This window comes from Nocardia sp. NPDC055029 (genome assembly GCF_053608525.1).
Map to the genome: position 1 here is coordinate 103,714 of NZ_JBSGVQ010000015.1, position 22,617 is coordinate 126,330.

The 22,617-nt window shown below is 69.7% G+C and carries 19 protein-coding genes; 9 read left to right on the forward strand and 10 right to left on the reverse strand.

The window, feature by feature from the left end; translation table 11 throughout:
* Positions 1-21: 21 nt before the first annotated feature.
* Both ACWF9G_RS16000 and pruA read right to left on the reverse strand, forming a co-directional pair.
* On the reverse strand, positions 22-984 hold the full coding sequence (locus ACWF9G_RS16000; RefSeq protein ID WP_452516057.1) for a proline dehydrogenase family protein: 963 nt from the start codon (positions 982-984) through the stop codon (positions 22-24).
* Positions 984-2,636, reverse strand: coding sequence for an L-glutamate gamma-semialdehyde dehydrogenase (gene pruA, locus ACWF9G_RS16005; RefSeq protein WP_452516059.1), 1,653 nt, complete (start codon positions 2,634-2,636; stop codon positions 984-986). The genes ACWF9G_RS16000 and pruA overlap by 1 nt, the downstream gene beginning before the upstream one ends.
* 135 nt (positions 2,637-2,771) lie before the next feature.
* On the opposite strand from pruA, the gene ACWF9G_RS16010 reads away from it, so the two are divergent.
* Positions 2,772-4,394, forward strand: a complete 1,623-nt coding sequence (locus ACWF9G_RS16010) for a PucR family transcriptional regulator (protein ID WP_379308848.1) — start codon at positions 2,772-2,774, stop codon at positions 4,392-4,394.
* A 178-nt stretch (positions 4,395-4,572) separates the two neighbouring features.
* Entirely contained in the window at positions 4,573-6,522 is a 1,950-nt protein-coding gene (locus tag ACWF9G_RS16015) for an alkyl/aryl-sulfatase (RefSeq protein WP_452516102.1), read from the forward strand.
* Between the two features lie 3 nt (positions 6,523-6,525).
* Here ACWF9G_RS16015 and ACWF9G_RS16020 read toward each other — a convergent pair whose 3' ends face one another.
* Positions 6,526-6,888 (reverse strand): cupin domain-containing protein, encoded by a 363-nt coding sequence (locus ACWF9G_RS16020; RefSeq protein ID WP_379308849.1) that lies wholly within the window; start codon positions 6,886-6,888, stop codon positions 6,526-6,528.
* A gap of 218 nt (positions 6,889-7,106) precedes the next feature.
* Between ACWF9G_RS16020 and ACWF9G_RS16025 the strand changes: the two genes are divergently transcribed.
* A complete protein-coding gene (locus ACWF9G_RS16025) occupies positions 7,107-8,534 on the forward strand; it encodes an O-antigen ligase family protein (RefSeq protein WP_452516061.1) in 1,428 nt (475 codons plus the stop codon).
* Positions 8,535-8,579: 45 nt separating this feature from the next.
* On the opposite strand, the gene ACWF9G_RS16030 is transcribed toward ACWF9G_RS16025, so the two are convergent.
* Positions 8,580-9,380 carry a VOC family protein gene (locus ACWF9G_RS16030; RefSeq protein ID WP_452516063.1) on the reverse strand — a complete coding sequence of 267 codons (801 nt, stop codon included), beginning with the start codon at positions 9,378-9,380 and terminating at the stop codon, positions 8,580-8,582.
* Positions 9,381-9,637: 257 nt separating this feature from the next.
* Here ACWF9G_RS16030 and ACWF9G_RS16035 point away from each other — a divergent pair, with 257 nt between their 5' ends.
* Entirely contained in the window at positions 9,638-11,677 is a 2,040-nt protein-coding gene (locus ACWF9G_RS16035) for a CocE/NonD family hydrolase (RefSeq protein ID WP_452516064.1), read from the forward strand.
* Between the two features lie 120 nt (positions 11,678-11,797).
* Positions 11,798-12,280: a gluconokinase gene (locus tag ACWF9G_RS16040; protein WP_452516104.1), complete on the forward strand. Its 483-nt coding sequence runs from the start codon at positions 11,798-11,800 to the stop codon at positions 12,278-12,280.
* Here the strand turns inward: ACWF9G_RS16040 and ACWF9G_RS16045 are convergent.
* Positions 12,271-13,017 carry a M50 family metallopeptidase gene (locus ACWF9G_RS16045; protein ID WP_452516066.1) on the reverse strand — a complete coding sequence of 249 codons (747 nt, stop codon included), beginning with the start codon at positions 13,015-13,017 and terminating at the stop codon, positions 12,271-12,273. The two genes, ACWF9G_RS16040 and ACWF9G_RS16045, sit on opposite strands and share 10 nt — an antisense overlap.
* Before the next feature lie 9 nt (positions 13,018-13,026).
* On the reverse strand, positions 13,027-13,632 hold the full coding sequence (locus tag ACWF9G_RS16050) for a pyridoxamine 5'-phosphate oxidase family protein (protein ID WP_379308854.1): 606 nt from the start codon (positions 13,630-13,632) through the stop codon (positions 13,027-13,029).
* A gap of 122 nt (positions 13,633-13,754) precedes the next feature.
* On the opposite strand from ACWF9G_RS16050, the gene ACWF9G_RS16055 reads away from it, so the two are divergent.
* A complete protein-coding gene (locus ACWF9G_RS16055) occupies positions 13,755-14,582 on the forward strand; it encodes an NADPH-dependent oxidoreductase (protein ID WP_379308855.1) in 828 nt (275 codons plus the stop codon).
* A gap of 6 nt (positions 14,583-14,588) precedes the next feature.
* Here ACWF9G_RS16055 and ACWF9G_RS16060 read toward each other — a convergent pair whose 3' ends face one another.
* A complete protein-coding gene (locus ACWF9G_RS16060) occupies positions 14,589-15,581 on the reverse strand; it encodes an LLM class flavin-dependent oxidoreductase (RefSeq protein ID WP_379308856.1) in 993 nt (330 codons plus the stop codon).
* Positions 15,582-15,726: 145 nt separating this feature from the next.
* Here ACWF9G_RS16060 and ACWF9G_RS16065 point away from each other — a divergent pair, with 145 nt between their 5' ends.
* Entirely contained in the window at positions 15,727-17,142 is a 1,416-nt protein-coding gene (locus ACWF9G_RS16065; protein WP_452516068.1) for an amino acid permease, read from the forward strand.
* A gap of 134 nt (positions 17,143-17,276) precedes the next feature.
* Entirely contained in the window at positions 17,277-18,284 is a 1,008-nt protein-coding gene (locus ACWF9G_RS16070; protein ID WP_452516070.1) for a hypothetical protein, read from the forward strand.
* A 4-nt stretch (positions 18,285-18,288) separates the two neighbouring features.
* Here ACWF9G_RS16070 and ACWF9G_RS16075 read toward each other — a convergent pair whose 3' ends face one another.
* Genes ACWF9G_RS16075 through ACWF9G_RS16085 form a run of 3 tightly spaced genes read right to left on the reverse strand, consistent with a single transcriptional unit; the run spans position 18,289 to position 21,366 of the window.
* Positions 18,289-19,119 carry a class I SAM-dependent methyltransferase gene (locus tag ACWF9G_RS16075; protein WP_452516072.1) on the reverse strand — a complete coding sequence of 277 codons (831 nt, stop codon included), beginning with the start codon at positions 19,117-19,119 and terminating at the stop codon, positions 18,289-18,291.
* A gap of 41 nt (positions 19,120-19,160) precedes the next feature.
* Positions 19,161-20,594, reverse strand: a complete 1,434-nt coding sequence (locus ACWF9G_RS16080; RefSeq protein ID WP_452516073.1) for an MFS transporter — start codon at positions 20,592-20,594, stop codon at positions 19,161-19,163.
* Positions 20,595-20,613: 19 nt separating this feature from the next.
* Entirely contained in the window at positions 20,614-21,366 is a 753-nt protein-coding gene (locus ACWF9G_RS16085; RefSeq protein WP_452516074.1) for an IclR family transcriptional regulator, read from the reverse strand.
* 213 nt (positions 21,367-21,579) lie between these two features.
* Between ACWF9G_RS16085 and ACWF9G_RS16090 the strand changes: the two genes are divergently transcribed.
* The gene (locus ACWF9G_RS16090; protein WP_452516076.1) at positions 21,580-22,617 is read left to right on the forward strand and encodes an NrtA/SsuA/CpmA family ABC transporter substrate-binding protein; all 1,038 of its coding nucleotides are present in this window, start codon (positions 21,580-21,582) and stop codon (positions 22,615-22,617) included.

Sequence of the window (22,617 nt, forward strand, 5' to 3'; positions counted from 1 at the left end):
GCCTGAATGGATAGCCGGTCGTTACCCGCGCCCGCTGGCGAGCGCGCGCAGGAAGAACCCGAGATTGGCAGGCCGTTCGGCCAGTCTGCGCATGAAATACCCGTACCACTGGTCACCGTAGGGGACGTACACGCGAACATGGTTGCCCGCGTCGGCGAGTCGCTGCTGTTCGTCGGCGCGGATGCCGTAGAGCATCTGGTACTCGTATTCCTCGGTTTTGCGCTGCGCCGACTGCACCGCGACCCCGGCCGCCGCGATCACCGCCGGGTCGTGCGAGGCGATCATCGGATAGCCCGAGCCCGCGGTCAGGATCGCCAGGCAGCGCAGATACGACGCGTCGACCTCGGCCCGGTCACGGAAGGCCACCGACTCGGGTTCGTCGTAGGCGCCCTTGCACAACCGGATTCGCGACCCAGGGCCCGCCAGCGCCCGGCAGTCGTCCTCGGTGCGGCGCAGATAGGCCTGCAGCACCGCGCCCAGCCAGGGAAAGTCGGCGCGCAGATCGCGCACGATGGCCAGGGTCGAGTCGGTGGTGGTGTGGTTCTCGGCGTCGACGGTGACCCAGATGCCCGCGGCCTCGGCGGCGGTGCAGATCTGGTGCGCGTGCTCGCGGGCGATCGCGTGCCCGTCGCGCGGCAGTGCCTGGCCCAGCGCCGAGAGCTTGACCGAAACCTCCAGTGGCCGAACAGCTCCCGTCGCGACATCGGCCTGGGGGAGTCGGCCGAGCGCGGCGATGAGCGCGCGATAATGCTCGACGGTGGCTTGCGCGCCGGCCAGGTCGGTGGTGTCCTCGCCGAGATAGTCGATGCTGACGAAACGGCCGGAGCGCAGCAGGGTTTCGGTCGCCCGCACCGCGTCGTCCTCGGTGGTGCCCGCGACGAAGCGGGCCACCACATCCCGGCTGACCGGCAGCCGGGTGATGGTCCGTTCCAGCCGCGGCGAGCGCGCGGCGGCGAGCATGGTCGAGCGCAACAGCGCCGACATCAGCGGGCCTCGCTCTCGGGCGCCTGGTGCGGATAGCGGTGGTCGGTCGGCGGGGTGAAGGTCTCCTTGATGGTGCGAGCCGAGGTCCAGCGCAACAGATTCTGCGCGGAGCCGGCCTTGTCGTTGGTGCCCGACGCGCGTCCGCCGCCGAAGGGCTGCTGGCCGACGACCGCGCCGGACGGTTTGTCGTTGATGTAGAAGTTGCCCGCGGCGAAGGTGAGCCGCTCGGTCGCCACGGTGATCGCGGCGCGGTCCTCGGCGATGATCGAGCCGGTCAGGCCGTAGGCGCTGCCGCGGTCGACCAGCTCCATGGCATCGGTGAAACCGGCCGGGGTGCTGTCGTCGTAGACGTGCACCGCCAGGATCGGGCCGAAGTACTCGGTGTGGAAGATCTCGTCGGCGGGATCGTCACCGACGACGACGGTCGGCTCGACGAACCAGCCGACGCTGTCGTCGGCATGGCCGCCCGCGACCACGGTCAGTCCCGGTGTCGCCTTGGCCCGCTCCAGTGCCGCGAAATTGCGGTCGAACGCGCGCCGATCGATCAGTGCCCCACCGAAATTCGCGAAATCGGTGACATCGCCGTAGCGCAGCGCCGCAGTCTGCTCGATCAGGTCCTCCGACATCGCCGCCCACACCGAGCGCGGGACGAACGCGCGCGAGGCGGCCGAGCACTTCTGCCCCTGATAGTCGAACGCGCCGCGCAGCAGCGCGGTGGTGAGCACCGCCGGATCCGCCGAAGGATGCGCGAGCACGAAGTCCTTGCCGCCGGTCTCGCCGACCAGCCGCGGATAGGTGCGATACCGGTCGAGCCGCTGCGCCACCTCGCGCCACAGGTGCTGGAAGGTCGCGGTCGATCCGGTGAAGTGGACCCCGGCCAGCCGTGGATCGGCGAGCACGGCATCCGAGATCTCCGGTCCCGGTCCGTGCACCAGGTTGATCACCCCTGGCGGCAGACCGGCGGCCTCGAGCAGTCGCATGGTCAGGTAGGCGGCCACGGCCTGGGTTCTGGCCGGCTTCCACACCACCGTGTTGCCCATCAGCGCGGGCGCGGTGGGCAGATTGCCCGCGATGGCGGTGAAGTTGAACGGCGTGACCGCGTAGACGAACCCCTCCAGCGATCGGTACTGCATCCGGTTCCACACGCCGGGCGCCGAAATCGGCTGCTCGGCAAGAATCTGGCGTGCGAAGGAGACATTGAACCGCCAGAAATCGACGAGCTCGCAGGGCGCGTCGATCTCGGCCTGATACGCGGACTTGGACTGACCGAGCATCGTCGCGGCCGACAGCTTCTCCCGCCACGGACCGGCGAGCAGGTCGGCGGCCCGCAGGAAGATCGCGGCCCGATCGTCGAACGACATCGCCCGCCAGGCCGGGGCGGCGGCCGTGGCGGCCTCGACCGCGGCGGTGGCTTCGGCGGCGCGCGCATTGTGCAGGGTGCCGAGCACGGCGGCGTGCCGGTGCGGCTGGACCACGTCGAAGCGCGGACCGTCGCCACGCAGGTGGCGGCCGCCGATCACGTGGTGGATCTCGGTGGGTGTCGCGGACAGGTCGGTGAGCGCGGTCTGCAGGCGTGCGCGCTCCGGAGTTCCCGGGGCGAAGGTGCCGACCGGTTCGTTGACCGGCGGCGGAGTGGTCGCGATGGCGTCCATGAAGGCGGCTCCTGCGTCGTGGTGTGGTGCGGGATGTGACGTAGTCAACACCGACGCGCAGCGGTCATAATCGTCTGATCGGATGAAGAACCATCCCGGTCTCTGTCCGATCAGCCAAAGAATCGGAGGTGCGCGATGCCGGACGGGGCCACCACGCTCGGCGAACTGCTCGCCGCGCTCGACCACACCGTCGCCACTCTCGTCGACGCACCGGCGGGAGAGTCGGTGCCGGTCCGCTCGGTCGCTCTCGCCGAGCCCGCCGATCTGCCCGAGCACCTCGAGACCGAGGGCCCGCTGCCGGAGGTGTATCTGCTCGTCGGAGTCGACGCCGGCGCCACCGAGCGGTGGCTGCGCGAGGTTGCCTCCCGCGATCCCGGCCGGCGGCCCCGCGTGCTGATGACCAAGAGCGCCAACGACTCGCCCGCGGTGCGCGCCGTGGCCGCCGCCGCCGGCATCGCGCTGGTGCACCTGCATCGGCAGGCCCGCTGGGATCAGGTGTTCCCGCTGGTGCGCCGGATGCTGGCCCGCTCGCCCGGCCAGCGTGCCGCCGCCGACGAACACGACCTGCTTGCCCCCGACACCGACCTGTTCGGCTTGGCGCAGGTGGTCGCCAGGGAGACCGGCGGAATGGTGTCCATCGAGGACCCGCAGTCGCATGTCCTCGCCTACTCCGCCTCCGACGGCTCCGCCGACCAGCTGCGCATCCGGTCCATCCTCGGCAGGCAGGGCCCTGGCGACTATCTGCGGATCCTGCGCGAGTGGGGCGTATTCGACCGGGTGCGGGCCGGCGACGAGGTCGTCGACGTGCCCGAACATCCCGAACTCGATATCCGCCGCCGCCTCGTGGTCGGCATCCGGCGCGGCACACCCGCGCGCATGCTCGGCACCATCTGGCTGCAGCAGGGCGATCAGCCGCTGCGACCCGACGCGGCGCAGGTGCTGCGCGGCGCCTCGGCGGTCGCCGCGCGGATCATCGCCCGCGGCCTGGACGCGCCGTCGACCGAGGCACTGCTGGTGCGCAGGCTGTTCGGCGCGCACGGCGACGGGGTCGACGTGCCGTCGGTGGCGGCCGCGCTGAACCTGCCCACCACCGGTCCGGCCGCGGTGATCGGCATCGCGGCGATCGGGTCCGTCGCCGAGCTGGCGGCATCGAGCGGCCTGATCCGATTGCACGCCAGCGCCTTCCGGGACGATTCGGTGACCGAGGCGATCGGCGACCGGGTCTATATCCTGCTGCCGTCGTACCACTCCGAACGCAGCGTCGGCTCCTGGGTACGTCGTCTCGTCGCGCAACTGGAGCAGGCGCGAGGTCTGGTGGTGCGGGCCGCGATCGCCGCACCCGTGGCCGGGCTGACCGCGGTCGCCGGCGCCCGCGCCGAGGTCGACCGCGTCCTGGACAGCCCGGCCGCCGCATCGGCGGGGAGCAGGGTGAGCACGCTGGCCGAAGCGCGGACCGCGGTCCTGCTGGCCGAGATCCTCGAACTCATCCGCGACCGACCGCACCTGCACGATCCGCGCCTGGCCGCACTCGACGACTACGACCGTGTCCATTCCGCCGAGCTGCGCGTTTCGGCGCAGGCGTACCTGCGGGCGCACGGCGAGGTGAGCGCGGCGGCATCCGCCCTGCGTGTGCATCCGAATACGCTGCGATATCGGTTGCGCCGGGTGGAGGCGGTGCTCGGCATCGATCTGACCGATCCGGCCGATCGGCTGCTCCTGGAGATCCAGCTGGCCGCTGTGCCGATTGCTCAGCCGTAACTCAGCTATTGCAGTTATGCTGCAATAGCGACGCCCGGTCGCACCGCCCACGCGGCGGGGAAGTCATCGCCTGAGTGAGGTTGTAGTGGTGGACGGAACGAACGCGGACCGATTCTCGGTGTCGCGGCGCGGCGTGCTCGGCGTCGGAGCCGGGGCGGCCGCGGCACTGGCTGTCGGCATGACCGTCAGCAGCTGCGGTGACGAAGCGGCCGGGATCACGCCGTCGAAGACACAGACCGATCCAACCAAGGCGATCGCGGACGCCAACCGTGCCCTGGCCGACACCTTGCCTTTCGGCGACACCGCGGACTTCGCCGACGCCGACCGCGGCTGGATCGCTTCCCTCGAACCGGGCACGGTCACCGACCTATCGGGAAAAGTGGTGTGGGACACCGACTCCTACGACTTTCTCGCCGGATCCTGTCCGCAGTCGGTGAATCCGAGCCTGTGGCGCCAGGCCCAGCTCACCGTGAAGCAGGGCCTCTACGAGATCGCGCCGGGTTTCTACCAGATCCGTGGCCTCGACATATCGAACATGACACTGATCGAAGGCGACACCGGCGTGATCGTCATCGACCCGCTCGTCTCCGCCGAGACCGCGGCCGCTGGCCTCGCCCTCTACCGCGAGCATCGCGGCGATCGGCCGGTCACCGGCCTGATCTACTCACACTCCCACGTCGATCACTTCGGCGGCAGCTACGGGGTCATCACCCCGCAAGACGTCGCCGCAGGCCGGTGCCCGGTGATCGCGCCGTCGGGGTTCCTCGAGCACGCCGTCGCCGAGAACGTCTATACCGGCACCGCGATGGCGCGCCGCGCCGCCTACATGTACGGCGCCGCGCTGCCCCGCGGCCCGAAGGGGCAGGTGGGCGCCGGTCTCGGACAGACCACGTCGACCGGAACGATCAGTCTTGTTCCGCCCACCCTCGACGTCACCCGCACCGATCAGGAGGAGATCGTCGACGGTGTGCGGATGGTCTTCCAGCTGACCCCGGGCACCGAAGCGCCGTCGGAGATGAACTTCTACTTCCCCGACCGCCGCATCCTCTGCATGGCCGAGAACGCGACGCACACCATGCACAACATCGTGACCCTGCGCGGTGCGCTGGTTCGCGATCCGCACGTGTGGGCGAAGTACCTCACCGACTCGATCAATCACTACGGCCGCCGGGCGGATCTGGTGTTCTCCTCCCATCACTGGCCGATCTGGGGCACCGACCGGATCGTCGAATTCCTCTCGCTCCAGCGCGACATGTACGCCTATCTCAACGATCAGACGCTGCGGCTGCTGAACCAGGGCTTCGTCGGCGCGGAGATCGCCGAGATGATCACAATGCCGCCCGCGCTCACGACGTCATGGTCCACCCACGGCTACTACGGTTCGGTCAGCCACAATGTGAAGGCGGTCTATCAGCGGTACATGGGCTGGTTCGACGGTAATCCGGCACATCTGTGGGAGCATCCGCCGGTGGACAACGCCCGCCGCCACGTCGAGGCGATGGGTGGCGCCGCCGCGGTGCTCCAGCACGCGCAGCGCGCCTACGACGCCGCCGACTTCCGCTGGGTGGTGCAACTGGTCAACTACGTCATCTTCGCCGACCCCGCCAACGACACCGCGAAAGCCTTGCAGGCCAGTGCTTTCGAACAGCTGGCCTATGGTTCGGAGAATGCCACCTGGCGCAACTTCTACCTCAGCGGCGCCCACGAGCTGCGGCACGGTTCCTTCGGCACCCCGACCGCCGCGAACTCCGCCTCGCTGGCCGCGGCCTTGAGCGTGGAGCAGGTGTTCGACGCGATGTCGCTGCGCATCGACGGACCGAAGGCCTGGGAGGTCCGGATGACCACCGACTGGCGGATCAGCGACGAGGGTGATCGGATTCACCGCGTCGAGCTGCGCAACGGTGTGCTGGTGCACTACGACCGGTTCCCCGGCGACCAGCTCCCCGCCGCGGACGCGACCGTCACTCTCACCCGGCCGACACTGATCCGAGGCATGGTCGGTGGGGGAGACCTGAAGAAGGCCGTCCTGAGTGGTGAGATCAAGATCGACGGTGACGCCACCGTGCTCGCCAAACTGCCCGGCCTGATCGACAAGCCGGACCCGAACTTCGCGATCGTGACGCCGTAAGCGCTATCGCTTGGCGTAGTCGGCGACACCCTGCCAGTCGAGCATCACGCAGGCTTCGTCGCCAACCACCCAGGCGTCGTGGCCGGGCGGCACCACCATGAAATCGCCGGTGCCGAATTCCTGCTGTTCGCCGTCGTCCATGACCACCATCAGTTTCCCGGACAGGACGTAGCCCATGTGCGGCGCCTGGCAGCTGTCGGTCTGGGCGATCGGCTTGACGTGCTCGGACCAGCGCCAGCCGGGTTCGAACACCGCTCGGCCCACCGGGCCACTGTCGACATTGACCAGATCGAGCCTGCCTTTGTCCTGCTCGAAGGGCCGGGTCTCCTCTGGGGAATCGAAATTCTTGCGGATCATGGCGGACATGACGTTCTCCTGGTCGTCTGGAGGGGCCGACATGTCGCGGTCCACCAGGGGCGCGTCAGCGCGCTCGGCCCGCGACGGCAGCCACCGCACAGCTAATGGTTCGCCGATGGGAGACCATTCGCAAGGGAAACGTCGGTTCAGCTGAGACGGCACCAACCGTCACCGGAGCAACGCCCGCCCGTGGTACTCCGGCAATTCCTGTGCGGGACACCTGACGGGTGAGTTATCCCGGCGCCGGGGTCGGCGAAGCGGAGCCCCCGCCGCGCGCGGCAGTGCACGTGGTCGCGGCCCGAGCCACGGCCCTGCTCTGTCTGGCCGCGGTCGCCCTCGAATGTGTCGCCGACATCCTGCCCGACGAGCCGATCACCTGGATCGTGACGCCGACCAGACTGGTCACCGTGGTCGGGCTGCTGGCGGTGGTACTGACCGGCGAATCCCGGTGGCAGACGGCTTTCGACGTCCCGATCGCGGTTCTCGTCGCTTCCTCTGCCGTCGCCAATTATCTTGCGGGACAGCCGTGGTCGTCGTGGCGCGGCCTGCTGACCCTGGTAGCGGTCTACTACCTGGCGGTCGGGGTGCGGCGGGTGGTGCCCGATTCCTGGCCCGCGATCGCGTTGCTCGCGCTGGCCTGCACCACCATCGCGAGTATCGTCGCGCTCCAACAGGTCGTGCAGGAAACCCCGACCGGATTCTGCCGGGGAGCGATCGACGGCTCGAACGATATCTGCGGCGCCGACACGATGATTCGCGCGATCGGCACCTTCGCCAACCCGAATCTGCTCGCCGCCTACCTGGTGCTGCTGTTGCCGGTGGCCGCCGCGGGCGCCGCGTCGCTGGCCGACATGCGTTCGCGGCTGGTCGCGGGCGGGCTGGTCGTCCTCGGCTACCTGGCGGTGCTGCTCACCGGATCGCGCGGCGGGGTGATCGCGGCACTGGCGGGCCTGGCCGTGTACGTCTTCCTGCGACGGCTGCGGCCCGGCAGGCACGCGACCACCGAACGATGGGTGCCGTGGATTATTCCGCTCGGCGCCGCGCTGGTCGTCGGGCTGCTGCTGTTCGCGGTCGTGACCCGTGGGTCGGTCGGTGTCCGGGCCGACGTGTGGCTGGCCGCGATCCGGGTGGCCGCCGACCGGCCGCAGGGCGTCGGGCCTGCCCGCGCGGGCGCCTGGCTCGACGAGGCGGTCGACAGCCCCGAAGAATTCCAGCACGCCCACAATCTGTGGCTGAACTACGCCGTGGAGGCCGGGGCGGGCGGGCTGCTGGCGATGCTCGCGGTCACCGTCATCGGGACCTGGATCGCCGTGACGGCGAGCGCGGCCGGATCCATGACGGCGCCCGCGTCGGCCGCCGGACTGTGCGGCTTTCTGGCGGTGAGCCTGGCCGACCATCCGGCGAACACCCAGCGCATCGCGTTCGCCGCGGCGGCGGTCGCGGCCGTGCTCGTCACCGACGAGAGCCGCCGCAGGCGCACCCAGCCGGCAATCGACGCGCAGCCGTGGCGCGCGGTGTCGCTGTTCGACGAGACCATGCCTTTGCCACGCGGCATCACCGGGTCGATGCCGAAGGCACGCGCCTGGCCACCGCACCTGGTCACCGACGGCAGGCCGCTCGGCGCCCGTCGGCCTGCGCCGCGGGACACGTGGTGACCGGGACACCGCCACCCGGCGGGTGCCCCGGCCCTGAGTTCGTCGTCAGGCCCCGGTGGGCACCTCGCCCACGGCCTTCGCCGGATCGATGACACCGAAGACCTCGCCCTGCGGCGCCTGCAGAATGCCCATCCGGCCGAAGGGGCTGTCGTCGGGGCCCATGATCACCGAGGCGCCCAGGTCGGTGGCCTTGGCCAGGGTGCCGTCGGCATCGTCGACCTGGATCCAGGTGAGCCAGTAGGTCGGGGTGCCGAGCGCGGACGCGTCCATCATGCCGCCGACGCCGTCGGTCTGGCCGGGGAGCGCGAACGTGGAGTAGGTGAAGTTCTCGCCGTCACCGATCTCGGTGTAGTGCCAGCCGAATACGGTGTTGTAGAAGTCGTGCGCCTGGTCGTAGCCGGAGGTGTGCAGCTCGTTCCAGCAGTAGGCGCCGTGCTGGTTGTAGATCTCGGCGCCGTTGTGCGCCTTGGCTTCCCAGACACCGAACACGCCGCCGGTGGGATCGGAGCCGATGAACATGCGGCCCACATCGAGGACGTCGAAGGGCGGCATGAACACCTGTCCGCCTGCCTTGGCGACCTTTTCGGCGATCTCGTCGGCGCGCTCGGCCGCGAAGTAGGTGGTCCACGCCGAGGGCATCGGCATGCCCTCGGGTTTCGGGCCGATGCCCGCGGCGGGCTTGCCGTCGAGCATGGCCATCAGGTAGCCGCCCGCGTCGGCGGGTCCGTCCTGGATGTCCCAGCCGAACAGGGCACTGTAGAAGTCACGGGCGGCGGTGGGATCGTCGACCTGACAGTCGATCCAGCAGGGCGTGCCCTGCGGCCAAGCTTCGTCACGTGTCGGCATTGTCGAACGTCCTCCTCGGCGATGGATGGAAGCCGGCCGGAACCGCGCCGGCATGTGCCCAGTCAACCACCAGCCACCGACACCCGCGAGCGTCCACACGCAACCCGGCAGCCCGCTGAACTGGAACAATGCGTGTTCACTGCGACAGTCCGAGCTGGCCGAGGCTCGGCAATTCGGGTCGTTTCCGCTGTTACAGTTTCCGCGCCGATCGTGCGGTGGCTAGGTCAACGGGAAACGAACCGGTCGGGAGCGACACTATGGCGGTAAGAGGTTCCGAACGCGGGCTCGTCCGGATGCTGGTGACGATCCTCGCGCTGATAGTCGTGCTCGGATGTGGTGGCGGACCGGCGGCGGGACAACCCGCCGACGCGCCCGCCGCGCGCTGGACGGCACTACACGACGGGCCGGGCGCCTACCCGGAGGTCCGGGTGGAGCGCGGCGTCGAGATCACCATGAGCGACGGAGTCGTCCTGAAGGCCGACGTCTACCGGCCCGCCGACGCGGCGGGGGTGATCGAGCAGAAGCCGCTGCCGACGATCGTCAGTCTCACGCCGTACTCGAAACTCATGACCGGCCTGATCGAACAGGCCGCGGCGATCCCCGGCCTGCAGGCCACCGCCGTCGACATCGTGCGCAGGCTGAACCTGTCGGCCACCCCGATCAGCGGTTTCGGCGATCTGATGCAGGCGCTCGACGGCGGCATGATCCAGACGATGCTCGGCGTCGACCGCAAACTCATCGGCGGTGGGTACACCGTCGTCGTCGCCGATGTGCGCGGAACCGGTCTGTCCCAGGGCAAATGGAACACCCTCGGCGCCCGCGAGCAGCTCGACACCCGCGAGGTGATCGAGTGGGCGGCGCAGCAGCCGTGGTCGAACGGGCGCATCGGCATGAGCGGCGGCTCCTACTCCGGCATCAACCAGTTGCGCGCCGCGGAGGACGCGCCCGCCGCACTGCAGGCGATCTTCCCGGTGGAGCCGGGGAGCGACCTGATGCGGGATGTGGTCGCGCCAGGCGGCGGTGTCGGCACCACCTTCCTGCCGATGTGGCTGAACTCGGTGAACCAGCTCAAGTTCGTCCCCGATGTCGCCTCGATGGCCGACGGCACGTTCGACTGGACCTGGTTCCGCGACCGGCTCGCCGACCCGACGACCAACTTCGACCTGCTCGCCCAGGCACTGCTCACCCCGTCGCTGTCGAACATGCCGCCCGCGCTCGACGGCGCGCTCGACGACACCTCGGCCTTCCGCGAGGCGATCATGGGGCATCCGGAAAAGGTGACAGTGCCGACCTTCGTCTACGGCGGCTGGCACGACATCTTCGCCAACAGCGCGACCAAACTCTACGAGCAGATCCCCCTGCCCGCGGGGCACAAGCAACTCGTCGTCGGCGACACCTATCACGCCAATCCCGGTGCGGGAACCGGTGTTCCGGGCGCGCCGCCGCGGCTGGACGTGCTGCAGCGCGCGTGGTTCGACAAGTGGCTCAAGGACATCGACAGTGGCGTCGACGACTTCGGCCCGGTCACCGTGAAGCAGCAGGGCGGCAGCTGGATCACGCTGCCGGAGTTCCCGATGCCCGGCGTCACGCATCGTCGCGTCTACCTGTCCGCCGCGCCCAGTGGCAGCACCGAGGACAGCCTGCACGACGGCTCGCTCAGCGCCGCCGGGCCCGCAGGCTCCGAAAATCTCACCGTGGCACCAGGTCTGAGCAACATGTGTTCGCGGGACGCGGCGCAGGGGTCGGCCGGGATGGCGGCGGCGCTGGACACCTGCGCGAAGGATTCCCGGATCGCCGAGCGCAACGCGCTCACCTTCACGAGTGCACCGCTGACCGAGCAGACGGTGATCTCGGGCCCGATCAATGTGCGGCTCAACACCGTGCACGATTCCACCGACGGTTTCTGGAACGTCACCGTCAACGATGTCGCGCCCGACGGCACCTCGACTGTGCTGACCACCGGTCAGCTGACGACGTCCATGCGGGCTATCGACGAACGGCGCAGCGCGCGCTCGGTCAACGGCGACCTCACTGCCCCGTTCAACCCGCTCACCCTCGACCACCTGCTGCCCGTGGTGCCCGGCACGCCGACCGCGATCGATGTCGCCATCATCCCGACCCAGGCGGTGCTGGCGCCGGGACACCGGCTGCGCATCGATGTCTACGCGGGCAACGCACCCAAGGCGCTGCCGTTCCGGCCGATGCTGAACGCGACCGGACTCGAACCCCAGCACCTTCGTCTCGACCCGGCCGATCCGAGCTTCGTCAACCTGCCCACCGACCGCCCGATTCCCTGACCGGCATCGGATCCAGGCCCGATTCGGCGTTTCCGGGACTCACCGCCCGCGCGGTATGTGAGCCTGGAGACCCGTGGTTCGGACGAGGAGGTCGATGTGGTGCAACCCGTCATCGTGGTGATGGGCGTCTCCGGGTGCGGCAAGACGACCGTCGGCGCGCTGACGGCCGCGCGGCTCGACGTGCCCTATGCCGAAGGCGACGACTTCCATCCGATCGAGAACATCGAGAAGATGGCGGCAGGCATCCCGCTCACCGACGAGGACCGGTGGCCGTGGCTCGACACGGTCGCCACCTGGCTCGGTGAGCACCAGGAGTCCGGCGGAGTCGCCGCGTGCTCGGCGCTGCGGCGCTCCTACCGTGACCGGCTGCGCCAGGGCGCGCCGAACGCGTACTTCGTGCATCTGGCCGGCACCAGGGCAGAGCTGCTGCGCCGGATGACCGGCAGGCTCGGCCACTTCATGCCGACGATCCTGCTCGACTCCCAGCTGCAGACGCTGGAACCGCTGGAACCCGACGAGGCGGGCGTGACCCTCAACGCGCTCGCGCCGCCGACCGTGCTGGTGACCGAGGCGATCGACGCCTGGCGGGCCACTCACCGCTGAAGCAGCGGATGCAGCTGCTCGACCGGCGCCAGCAGCAGCCCGCCGCCGACGACCAACGCCGCCAGGCACAGCGCGGTGAACAACAGCACCCACAGCAGCGCGGGCAGATGGGTCAGCCGGGCCAGCTGATCGGCATCGGAATCGGTGCGCCCCGGCTGCCTGCGGCGGCTGCGCTGCAGTTCGATCACCGGCCGGACCGCGGCGGCCAGCAGGAACCACGCCGCCAGATACGCGAAACCCGCCTGCAGGAGATCGGTGCCGAACCAGGACACGCCGAACACCAGGGCGCCGAGCACGGCGACGGTGAGCAGGCCGTAGATATTGCGGACCTTGACCAGCACCGCGGCCAGCATGAGCAGCGTCGCCCACAGCATCAGCGTCACCCGGCCGGTTCCGAGCAGCGCCGCGTACCCGAGCCCCAGCGCCGCCGGTGCCGGATAGCCGGCGGCCGCGGTGAGGATCATGCCGAGACCGGTCGGCTTACCGCTGGACACGGTGAGCCCCGAGGTGTCGGTGTGCAGGGTGATCGCGTGCAGCCTGCGCCCGGTGAGCAGGGCCACCAGCGCGTGCCCGCCCTCGTGGACCACGGTCACCGCCGCCCGGGTGAGCCGCCACAGCGGCCGGTAGCCGACCAGCACGAGTGCCACCGCGGCGGTGACGAGCACCAGCCACCATTCGGGCGCGGGTTGGGTGGCGAGGAGACGGTCGAGCAGCGAGCTGGCGGATCCGGTGTTCACCGCCGCACTTTAGCTGTCCACGGCGCCGGGCGTGCGCTCGCGCGAGACCTGGGACGGCAGCGGATGATCGGGTTCCAGGGCGGGCAGGCCGTCGATGCTGACGGAGTTGTCGCCCGCGATGCGGCGGGCGAAGTCCGCGTCGGTGCGGCGCGTGTGCGCCTGGTCGAGGATCGAGCGTTCCTCGACGAGCTCGAGGTAGGGGACCGACCAGCCGCACGAATCGGCGACGCGGTCAACCGAGACCGCGACGACCGCGCGGATGCCGGTGTGCCCGGTGCCGAAATGCTCACGCAGCGTGGCGAATTCGGCCGAGTCGGGACGGACGACGCGGCCGGTGCCGAACAGGCGCAGGATGCGGGCGGTCCGGGTGAACGAGCAGAACATCACGGTGATCCGGCCGTTGTCGCGCAGGTGCGCGATCGTCTCCGAGCCGCTGCCGAACAGGTCGAGGTAGGCGACCGTATGGTCGTCGATCACGGCGAAGGTGTCGCGATACCCCTTCGGAGAGACGTTGACGTGGCCGCCTTCCGACGGCGCGGTGCCGACGAAGAACATCGGCTGTTCGGCGATGAAGGTCCGCAACTTGTCGTCGATCCGGTCGAACACCTTGCCCATTGCGCGCTCCCTCGTCCCGCCAGTCGGCGGGCTTCCCACCCCTACTGTATCGATCAGTCGGTGTTCGGTTCATGCTGAGGGTTACCGCAGACGCGGACCGGGCGGTGTCCGACGATGACGGTATGACGCAGACCGCACCCAGCCCCGTCCACCCCGTCCAGCAGCGCTACGCCGACCCGTCGACGGAGGTCCCCGCGCAGTGGAATCCAGTGTTGCAGGTGCTGCACGACCACAAGTCGGTGCGCCGCTACCTGCCCGATCCGGTCTCGCCGGAGACGATCCGGCTGCTGGTGTCGGCCGCGCAGTCCGCGGCGTCCTCGTCGAATCTGCAGGTGTGGAGCGTGATCGAGGTCCGCGATCCGGCGCGCAAGGCCCGGCTGGCCGAGGTGGCGGGCGGCCAGCAGCACATCGTGCAGGCGCCGGTGCTGCTGGTGTGGACGGCCGATTTCGCCCGGCTGCGGCAACTCGCCGACGATCACGGCGCCCCGCTCGACGGCGCCGACTATCTCGAATCCAGCTATGTCGGTTTCGTCGACGCGGCCCTGGCGGCACAGAACGCGGTGATCGCCGCCGAATCCCTCGGGCTCGGCACCGTCTATATCGGCGCGCTGCGCAACAACCCGGAACGGGTGGCCGCCGAACTCCACCTGCCCGAGCACGTCTTCGCGGTCTTCGGCCTCGTCGTCGGACATCCCGACCCGGCGGAGGGCACGCGGGTGAAGCCGCGACTGCCGCAGGCGGCCGTGCTGCACCAGGAAACCTACGATCTTCCTGGTCAGCGCGAGCCCGTCGCCGCCTACGAGGAGCGGATCGGCGAGATCTACTCCGAGCAGGGGCTGCCGTTCTCCTGGACCGAACGGGTCCTGGCCAGGCTGGCGTCGAAGGCCTCGCTCAACGGGCGCGACCGGTTGCGGGAGTCCTTGGCGGCCAGGGGATTCCGGCTGCGCTGAGCGGGCTCAGCCGTCGATCGCGGCGCGGGTCAGCTCGAGCGAGCGGATGCGGGCGTCGATGTCGTAGACCAGCGTGTTGAGCATGAGCTCGTCGGGCGCGGCGGCGGCGAGCAGCTCGGCGGCCTGCGCGCGCACGGTATCCGGCGAGCCCTGCAACTGACCGGCCTTGCGCTGCGCGGCGAAGCGTCGTTCGGCGTCGCTGCCGGGGAAGGCGGCGGCCTGTTCCGGCGTCGCCAGCGCCTGCGGCCGACCGGCCCGCAGCTGTGCGAAGGCGAGGTCGCGCGGCGCGGCGAGCCGGTCGGCCTCGGCGTCGGTGTCGGCGCAGATCGCCGAGGCGGCCACGATCGTGTACGGCGCGCTCAGCGTCTCCGACGGCCGGAAGTTGTCGCGGTAGAGCGCGAGCGCGGCGGCGGTGTTGTCCGGGGCGATGTGGTGGGCGAACGCGAACGGCAGCCCGAGCACCGCGGCCACCTGGGCGCTGTAGCCGCTCGAGCCGAGCAGCCACACCTGCGGTTCGGCGTCACGGCCTGGACTGGCCACGATGCCGTCGGGATCGGCGCCACGGAAGAACCCGATCAGCGCGGTCAGCTCGCGGGGGAACGAATCACCGTTGAGGCCCTCGGCGTTGCGCCGCAGCGCCCGCGCGGTCACCGGATCGGTGCCGGGCGCACGCCCGATGCCCAGATCGATCCGCCCCGGATGCAGCGACTCCAGCGTGCCGAACTGCTCGGCGACCACCAGCGGCGGATGATTCGGCAGCATCACCCCGCCCGACCCGACCCGGATCCGCGAGGTCGAGGCCGCCAGATGCGCCAGCACCACCGCGGGCGCCGCGCTCGCGATGCCGGGCATATTGTGGTGCTCGGCGACCCAGAACCGGCGAAAGCCCAGCTCCTCGGCGTGCTGGGCCAGCCGCGTCGTCGCGTGCAGCGCGTCGCCCGCGGTCGCGTCGGCTTGCACCGGCGCCAGATCCAGAACCGACAGCGTGACCGCGCTCATGAGCCTCCTCGACAGTGAACAACCCCCGTGAGGGCCAACCAGCGCCGAGGTGCGGGTATTTCCGCCTGCCGGAGGTGGTGACCCTGACCACGATTGCCGGACGGTAGCGTGCAGCACTGATCGACGCGACGGAAGGACACGATCCATGTCAGCTGACGGCACCGGCCTATCCACCGAAGCCGTATCGGCGCCGGCCCCGACAGCCGAATCGGAGGGGTACTCGCGCGGCCTGAGCCCGCGCACCATCCAGATGATCGCCATCGGCGGCGCGATCGGCACCGGCCTGTTCTACGGCGCAGGCGCCGCGATCGAGCAGGCGGGACCGTCGCTGATCCTGGCCTACCTGGCCGCGGGCCTGGCCATCTTCGTCATCATGCGCGCGCTCGGTGAGCTGCTGACCTACCGGCCCGTGTCGGGCAGCTTCGCCGAGTACGCGCACGAATTCCTCGGCCGCTTCGCCGGTTTCGCGACCGGCTGGTCGTACTGGGCGGTGTGGGTCTCCACCTGCATGGCCGAGATCACCGTCGCGGGCAAGTACGTGCAGTACTGGTTCGACATCCCGCAGTGGGTGACCGCGCTGGTGGTGCTGGCGGTGCTGTTCGCCGCGAACCTGATCTCGGTGCGGATCTTCGGTGAGGGCGAGTTCTGGTTCTCCGCCATCAAGGTGACCGCCATCCTGGCGATGATCATGATCGGCATCGGCGTGCTCGTATTCGGCTTCGGCCACGCCGCCGATCCGACGGTGACCAACCTGTGGGCCGACGGCGGCGTGTTCCCGCACGGTTTCGGCCAGACCCTGCTGGTGCTGCAGATCGTCGTGTTCGCCTACGTCGGTGTGGAGCTGGTCGGCGTGACGGCGGGGGAGGCCCGCGATCCGAAGGCCACCCTGCGCAAGGCGATCAACACCCTGCCGTTCCGCATCGGCCTGTTCTATGTCGGCGCGCTCGTGGTCATCATGTCGGTGGCGAGCTGGCGCAGCTTCCACGCAGGCCGCAGCCCGTTCGTCGAGGTGTTCGAGCAGATCGGCATCCCCGCCGCCGCGGGCATCATCAACTTCGTGCTGCTCACCGCGGCGCTGTCGTCGTGCAACTCGGGCATCTACTCCACCGGGCGGATGCTGCGCAGTCTGGCGCTGCGCGACGAGGCGCCCGCCGGGTTCGCGGCGCTGAGCAAGCAGTCGGTGCCGTTCACCGGCATCTGCGCCTCGGCGGGCGCGATGGTGATCGGTGTCGTGGTGAACGTGATCTCGCCGGACAAGGCCTTCACCTACATCACCTCGGTCAGCACCGTGGGCATCATCGTCGTCTGGGGCGTGATCCTGGTGTGCCACCTGAAGTATCGCGCCAAAGTACAGGCCGGCGAGCTGCCCGCCAGCGACTACCGGCTGCCCGGCGCGCCCGTGACGAACTGGGCCGCACTGGGTTTCCTCGGCCTGGTCGTCGTGCTGCTGCTGTGGACCGACGGTGGCCGCACCGCGCTGGTCGTCGGTGCGGTGTGGGCCGCGCTGGTGTGCGCGGGCTACTACGCCTTCGGCCGACGCGGGCTCGTGCACACCGGGTAGCCGCCACACTCCCGTTTGCTGGAAAGCCGCTGGCAGACAGGCGTTTTCTGTCATACCTCACCGGTATCGTCGAAGGGTCACACAAACGAGCCCGGCGCGAGTGTGGCCGGGCGGTGCGAGAACGGGGGCACGGGATGAGTGACATCGACCGTGGCGATCTGCTGCCACCGAGCAGGCATGGAACCACCTGGCGCGAATCGGAATACCGGATACTGGCCGACGACTTGCGGGCCGGGGCCGATCTGGCGCGCACCGCGCGGACGGTGGGACGCACCGAATCCGCGGTGCGCGCCGCCCTCCGCAATTTCGTGCCACCGGAGGAACGGGTGTCGACGGCCGAGCGCGAACGATGGATTCGCGGACGCCTGGTCGCCGAACCGGAATGGGATTGGTGGGCGGTGGTGGTCGACCACCACCTCCGCCACCGCAGCGGACTGTGGTTCACCCGGCACGAGCACTGCGCCCGGATCGGCTGGCGCAGGCGAACCCCGATGACGGCGCTGGCCCAGGAACTGGGCACCTCGGAGCTGTCGGTCGCCGAGCTGCTGCGCGCGCTCGGGCTGGTCGAGAGCATCGAGGAGGCCGCCGATCAGCTGGGCGCGACACCGGGACTGGCACTGGCCAAACGGGTCTCGGCCCGCCGTGACGACGCGGTCGGCGCCCGCTGGATCCTGGTGATCGACGGCGCGGCGGGTACAACGCGATCACGCAATGCCCCGGTCCGCCGTCAGGTCTCGCTGCACGAGACCCGCGCGGCCGCCGAGGCGGAACGCGACCGGGTGCTGGCCTGGCACGCCCGGGTCGGTGCGGGCGAACCGGAATCGCCGGTGTGGTGGACCATCGCCGAACGTAGCCTCGGCGCGGCCACCGGGCACACCCGCTGCGGCACCTTCGACCCCACCGCCGCGTTCGGTGGCCCGGTCCGCGCCGAGGCGCTCACGGTGGGCGACGTCATCCGGGTCGCCGTCCCCGACGGCGGCTTCCTGCAGGACCGGATCACCGCGATCGTGCAGGCGGGTGTGGGCGCCCCGATCGTCGTCGACCTGGCGCCGGTGGCGAATTCGCGGGTGCGTCGCGTCGTGGAGTTCGCCCCGGGCGAGGTCGTCGACGTGGTGCGCGGACTGGAGGAACGCGCCAGCTGACCGCTCAGTGCTGGGGTGATCCGCGCAGTACCGCGCGGATCACCTCGGTGCGCAGCGGATAGTCGAACTCGCCCTCGGCGGTCTCCGGTGTCGCGCGCAGGTAGTCCCGGATCCTGCCGAGCAGGGCGGCGCGCTGCTCCGGGGAAATGACCACGGTGTGCGAATGCGTACCGAGGGTGAGGACCAGGGAATCAGCCGTCCGCCGATGCGTATGTGGGAACTGCGCCTGCTCGAACGTCGTGAACAGCGGATGCTCGGGGAACTCCTCGTCCGCCGCGCGCGGCGGGAAGGACGCATCCGATCGCACGGCGCGCTGGAGCCCGGCCACCCACGCCACGCGATTGTCCTCGGTGTTCCAGAACGCGGCGAACACGCCACCTGGCCGCAGCACCCGGGCGATCTCGGGGAACGCGCGCGCCTGGTCGAACCAGTGGAACGCCTGCCCCGCGACCACGGCGTCGACCGATCTGTCCGGCAGCGGAATCGCTTCTGCCGTACCGGGCAGCGCGGTCACCGACGGATACCGGCGATTGAGCTCGGCACGCATCGCCTCGTCGGGTTCGACGGCGACCACCTCGGCGCCGACCGCCAAGAGCCCGTCGGTGAGCTTGCCGGTACCGGCACCCAGATCCAGCACGGCGGAAAATTCCTTCGCGCCGAGCGGCTCCAGCGCCCACCGGATGGCTGCCGCCGCATAGTCCGGCCGGTGCTCGGCATAGACGGCCGCTTGCGCACCGAATGAATTCGCCCGTCGTGCTCGGCGAGCAGCCTGAGCAGTCGAATCCCCGGTTCCCCACACGCCTCGACGATACCGGAGCCTCGACCTCGCGACCATCTCCGAATACCGAATGTGGTTGCGTGGCAGGATGATCCGTGTCAGTCCGTCGTCTGCTTGTGGTCGGTCGGTGTCTGCGCGCCCGGCATCGTGACCGCTGCGGCGAACAGTGCGACCGCCATGACGAGCAGGGTGGCGAACACCAGGTGGATCGCGTGGGCGAGCTCGCCGGGATCGGGCCGGTCGACGCCGCCGACCTGGGCATTGACGATCGCGCCGAACATCGCGACGCCGACCGCGCTGCCGATGGACCGGGCGAACATGGTCGCCGAGGTCACCACGCCACGCTCCGACCACGCCGCACTGGTCTGTGCCGCGATCAGGGTGGGATTGGCGACCAGGCCCATGCCCGCGCCGATGAGGAAGCAGGTCCCGGCGATCTGCCACGGGCCCGCCTGCGCGCCGATCGGCAGCAGGGCGGCACAGCCGACGACCGCGATCGCGCTGCCGATCAGCGCGGTCGTGCGAAAGCCAAACCGCAGATACAGCGTGCCCGCCTGGGAGGCGGTGATCGGCCAGCCGATCGTCAGCGCGCCGACGGTCAGCCCGGCGACCGTCGCGCTGGTGCCGAGGACACCCTGGGCGAAAGTCGGCACATAGGAGGTGAGGCCGAGGACGACCGCGCCGATGAGCATCGACACCGCGCTCGCCGCGACGACCACCCGGCGGGTGAAGATCCACAGCGGCAGAATCGGATTCGCGGCCCGGCGCTCGGCGAACCCGAACACGATCAGCACGACCACGCTGCCCGCCAACAGGCCAAGGCTCATGGGGGAGTTCCATGCCCAGGACTGGCCGCCTTCGAGCAGCGCGAGGATCAATGCGCCCGCACCGAGAGTGAGCAGCGCCGCGCCGAGATAGTCGACCGACTGGCGCGGACCGCGCGGTGCGGTCTCGGTGAAGTTGCGCAGGAGCATGATTGCGGCGATCGAGGCCAACGGCAGATTCACCAGGAAGATCCAGCGCCAGCTCGCGAAATCGGCGAAGGCGCCGCCGAGCAGCGGGCCGAGTACCGCGGACCCGGCCCACACACCGGCCAGATAGCCCTGCACCTTCGCGCGCTCGGGCAGGGTGTAGAGGTCACTGGCGATGACCATCGTCATCGGCTGCACCGCACCCGCGCCGATGCCCTGGATCGCCCGGAACACGATCAGCGCCACCATGCTCGTCGCCAGCCCGCACAGCAGCGAGCCGAGCGCGAACACCGCGATCCCGAACAGGATCACCGGCTTACGGCCGACCGTGTCGGCGATCTTGCCGTAGATCGGCACCGTCACGGCCTGGGTGAGCAGATAGATCGAGAACAACCACGGGAACAGCGCGAAACCGCCGAGGTCGGTGGTGATGGTCAGCACGCCGGTCGCGATAATCGTCGAATCGAGCGCGATCAGACTCGTCGACATCATCAGCGAGGCCAGAATCGCGCCGCGTTCGGAACGCAGCCCGACCGCGGGACGTGCGGTATCGGTCGCCACCGTCGCTTCCTGCACGAGGTCAGTCCGCGGCGGCGGCGAAGGTCGCCGCGATATCGGCGGCGGTCACCTTGGCGAGTTCGACGAAGAACGGCACCCGCTCGTCGATCATGAGCGTGACCGGACCGCGCAGACCGAGCGCGAAACGGCAGCGGCCCTGCGCGTCGAGGATCGGCATGCCGATGGTGCGGTAGCCGGGATCGAGTTCGCGATCGTTGAACGCGTAGCCCCGCGCCCGCGTCGCGACCAGTTCCGTGCGTAACTCCGCGGCGCTCGACACCGACCGCTCCGTGCCCTCTTCATAAGGGAGGGAATGCAATTCGTCGTCGGTGACGTCGGACCAGGCCAGCAGCGCCTTGCCGAGCGCGCTCGCGTGCAGTGGCAGTCGCACGCCCTGCAGTTCGTGACCGTCGCTCTCGCGCCACCGGCTGGTGCCGAGCAGCACGGCGTGGATGCCGTGGCGGGTGGCTACCGAGCCGGTGGCTCCGGTGGTCGCCGCGAGCTGTTCGAGGTAGGGCTCGGCGAGGTAGATCTTGTGCTGGCGGTAGGCGATCTGCCCGTATTCGGCCAGGGCGCCGCCCATCCGGTAGCGACTCGACTCGGCGTCCTTCTCCAGGAATCCGGCTTGGACGAGAGCGCTCAGGAGACGGTGGGTGGTGCTGACCGCCAGCCCCTGGGCCCGCGCGACCTCCGAGACACCCCGTTCCTCGCCGCCGCGAAAGCAATCGAGTACCGACAGGGCCCGGGTCACGGTCTGCACGCTGGAGGTCTCCACGTAGCCGACGGTAACACAGGCACTCGACGGAAATCGTCACGAGCTTTCCGATATGCGGAATGGAATCCGGCGCCGCGCCCCAGGATTCGCCATAGATCGCCCGGTTACTCCCTGTCAAGCTTTCCGATCCATGGAAAGACATACCTCGTTCGGCGCCATCGTCGCTCCTACGCTGCGAAGGCATCACCCGCCCTTCCCCGAACAGGAGCCCCGATGTCCCGCAGGCTGCCGGCCTTCTCGCGGATCGCCCTCGCGATCGCCCCCGTCGTCGCCCTCGTCGCGGCGTGTGGCTCCGGCTCCACGCCCGAGCAGGGTGCCCAGGCCTCGTTCGTGCTCAAGGTGACCGACCCGGGCAATACCGGACCGCTCGCGGTCGGCAAGCGCGACGGCACCTTCGACACGGCGCTGGCTCCGCTCGGCGCGAAGATCCAATGGGTCAGCACCACACCCGGTTTCAGCTCCAACCTGAAGCTGTTCAACACCAAGGAGCTCGACGTCTCGGGCGCCGCGTTCAGTCCCGTCGTCGGTGCGCTGTCCAAGGACGTCGGCGTGAAGATCGTCGCCGTGGCCGATCCGGCAGGCCAGGACCAGAGCGGGATCGTGGTCACCCCCGAGTCCGGGGTGACCTCGGTGGCGGGGCTGGTTGGCAAGCGCATCGCGGTGAATCCCGCGGGTAAGGGCGAGTACATCACCCTGAAAGCGCTGGCGCAGGCGGGTATTCCGGCCGACAAGGTAACCAGGGTGCCTTTGCAGCAGAAGGACGCCGCCTCGGCGTTCGCCACCGGCAAGGTCGACGCCTGGGCCTCGTTCCTGGTGCCGTATCAGGAAGCCAAGGCGGCGGGGGCGCGCGAGATCGCCACCGAGAAGTCGATCGGCTCCAACGACAACACCGTGGTCGTGTTCCGTACCGAGGTTCTCGAACAGCGCCCGGATGTCGCCGCGAAGTATCTGGAAGTGCTGCAAGGACTTACGGCGAAGCAGAAGGCCGCGCCGGTCGATTTCGAGAACGTCTTCGAGAAGACCGGGCCGCGCGCGCTCACCGGTGATCGCCTCGCCGATGCCGTCCGGGTCGGTGGTGAGGTCACCGTGCCGCGCCTGCCCGCCGACTCCGACGCCGCCGACCTCGCCGATGTCGTGAACACCTTCGCCGACAACGGCGTCATCACCCGCCGGATCACCGCCGCCGACATCTTCTACGACCTGCGGTCCAAGCTCAGCCCGGAGCAGCTGGCCGCGCTGAAGGAAAACTGA

Coding starts and splice junctions, on each gene's coding strand:
- pruA (WP_452516059.1), bottom strand. CDS start 2,636: ATGGACGCCATCGCGACCACTCCGCCGCCGGTCAACGAACCGGTCGGC.
- ACWF9G_RS16090 (WP_452516076.1), top strand. CDS start 21,580: ATGTCCCGCAGGCTGCCGGCCTTCTCGCGGATCGCCCTCGCGATCGCC.
- ACWF9G_RS16070 (WP_452516070.1), top strand. CDS start 17,277: ATGAGTGACATCGACCGTGGCGATCTGCTGCCACCGAGCAGGCATGGA.
- ACWF9G_RS16015 (WP_452516102.1), top strand. CDS start 4,573: ATGACCGTCAGCAGCTGCGGTGACGAAGCGGCCGGGATCACGCCGTCG.
- ACWF9G_RS16030 (WP_452516063.1), bottom strand. CDS start 9,380: ATGCCGACACGTGACGAAGCTTGGCCGCAGGGCACGCCCTGCTGGATC.
- ACWF9G_RS16060 (WP_379308856.1), bottom strand. CDS start 15,581: ATGAGCGCGGTCACGCTGTCGGTTCTGGATCTGGCGCCGGTGCAAGCC.
- ACWF9G_RS16075 (WP_452516072.1), bottom strand. CDS start 19,119: ATGGTCGCGAGGTCGAGGCTCCGGTATCGTCGAGGCGTGTGGGGAACC.
- ACWF9G_RS16055 (WP_379308855.1), top strand. CDS start 13,755: ATGACGCAGACCGCACCCAGCCCCGTCCACCCCGTCCAGCAGCGCTAC.
- ACWF9G_RS16010 (WP_379308848.1), top strand. CDS start 2,772: ATGCCGGACGGGGCCACCACGCTCGGCGAACTGCTCGCCGCGCTCGAC.
- ACWF9G_RS16000 (WP_452516057.1), bottom strand. CDS start 984: ATGTCGGCGCTGTTGCGCTCGACCATGCTCGCCGCCGCGCGCTCGCCG.
- ACWF9G_RS16065 (WP_452516068.1), top strand. CDS start 15,727: ATGTCAGCTGACGGCACCGGCCTATCCACCGAAGCCGTATCGGCGCCG.
- ACWF9G_RS16040 (WP_452516104.1), top strand. CDS start 11,798: ATGGGCGTCTCCGGGTGCGGCAAGACGACCGTCGGCGCGCTGACGGCC.
- ACWF9G_RS16020 (WP_379308849.1), bottom strand. CDS start 6,888: ATGTCCGCCATGATCCGCAAGAATTTCGATTCCCCAGAGGAGACCCGG.
- ACWF9G_RS16050 (WP_379308854.1), bottom strand. CDS start 13,632: ATGGGCAAGGTGTTCGACCGGATCGACGACAAGTTGCGGACCTTCATC.
- ACWF9G_RS16035 (WP_452516064.1), top strand. CDS start 9,638: ATGGCGGTAAGAGGTTCCGAACGCGGGCTCGTCCGGATGCTGGTGACG.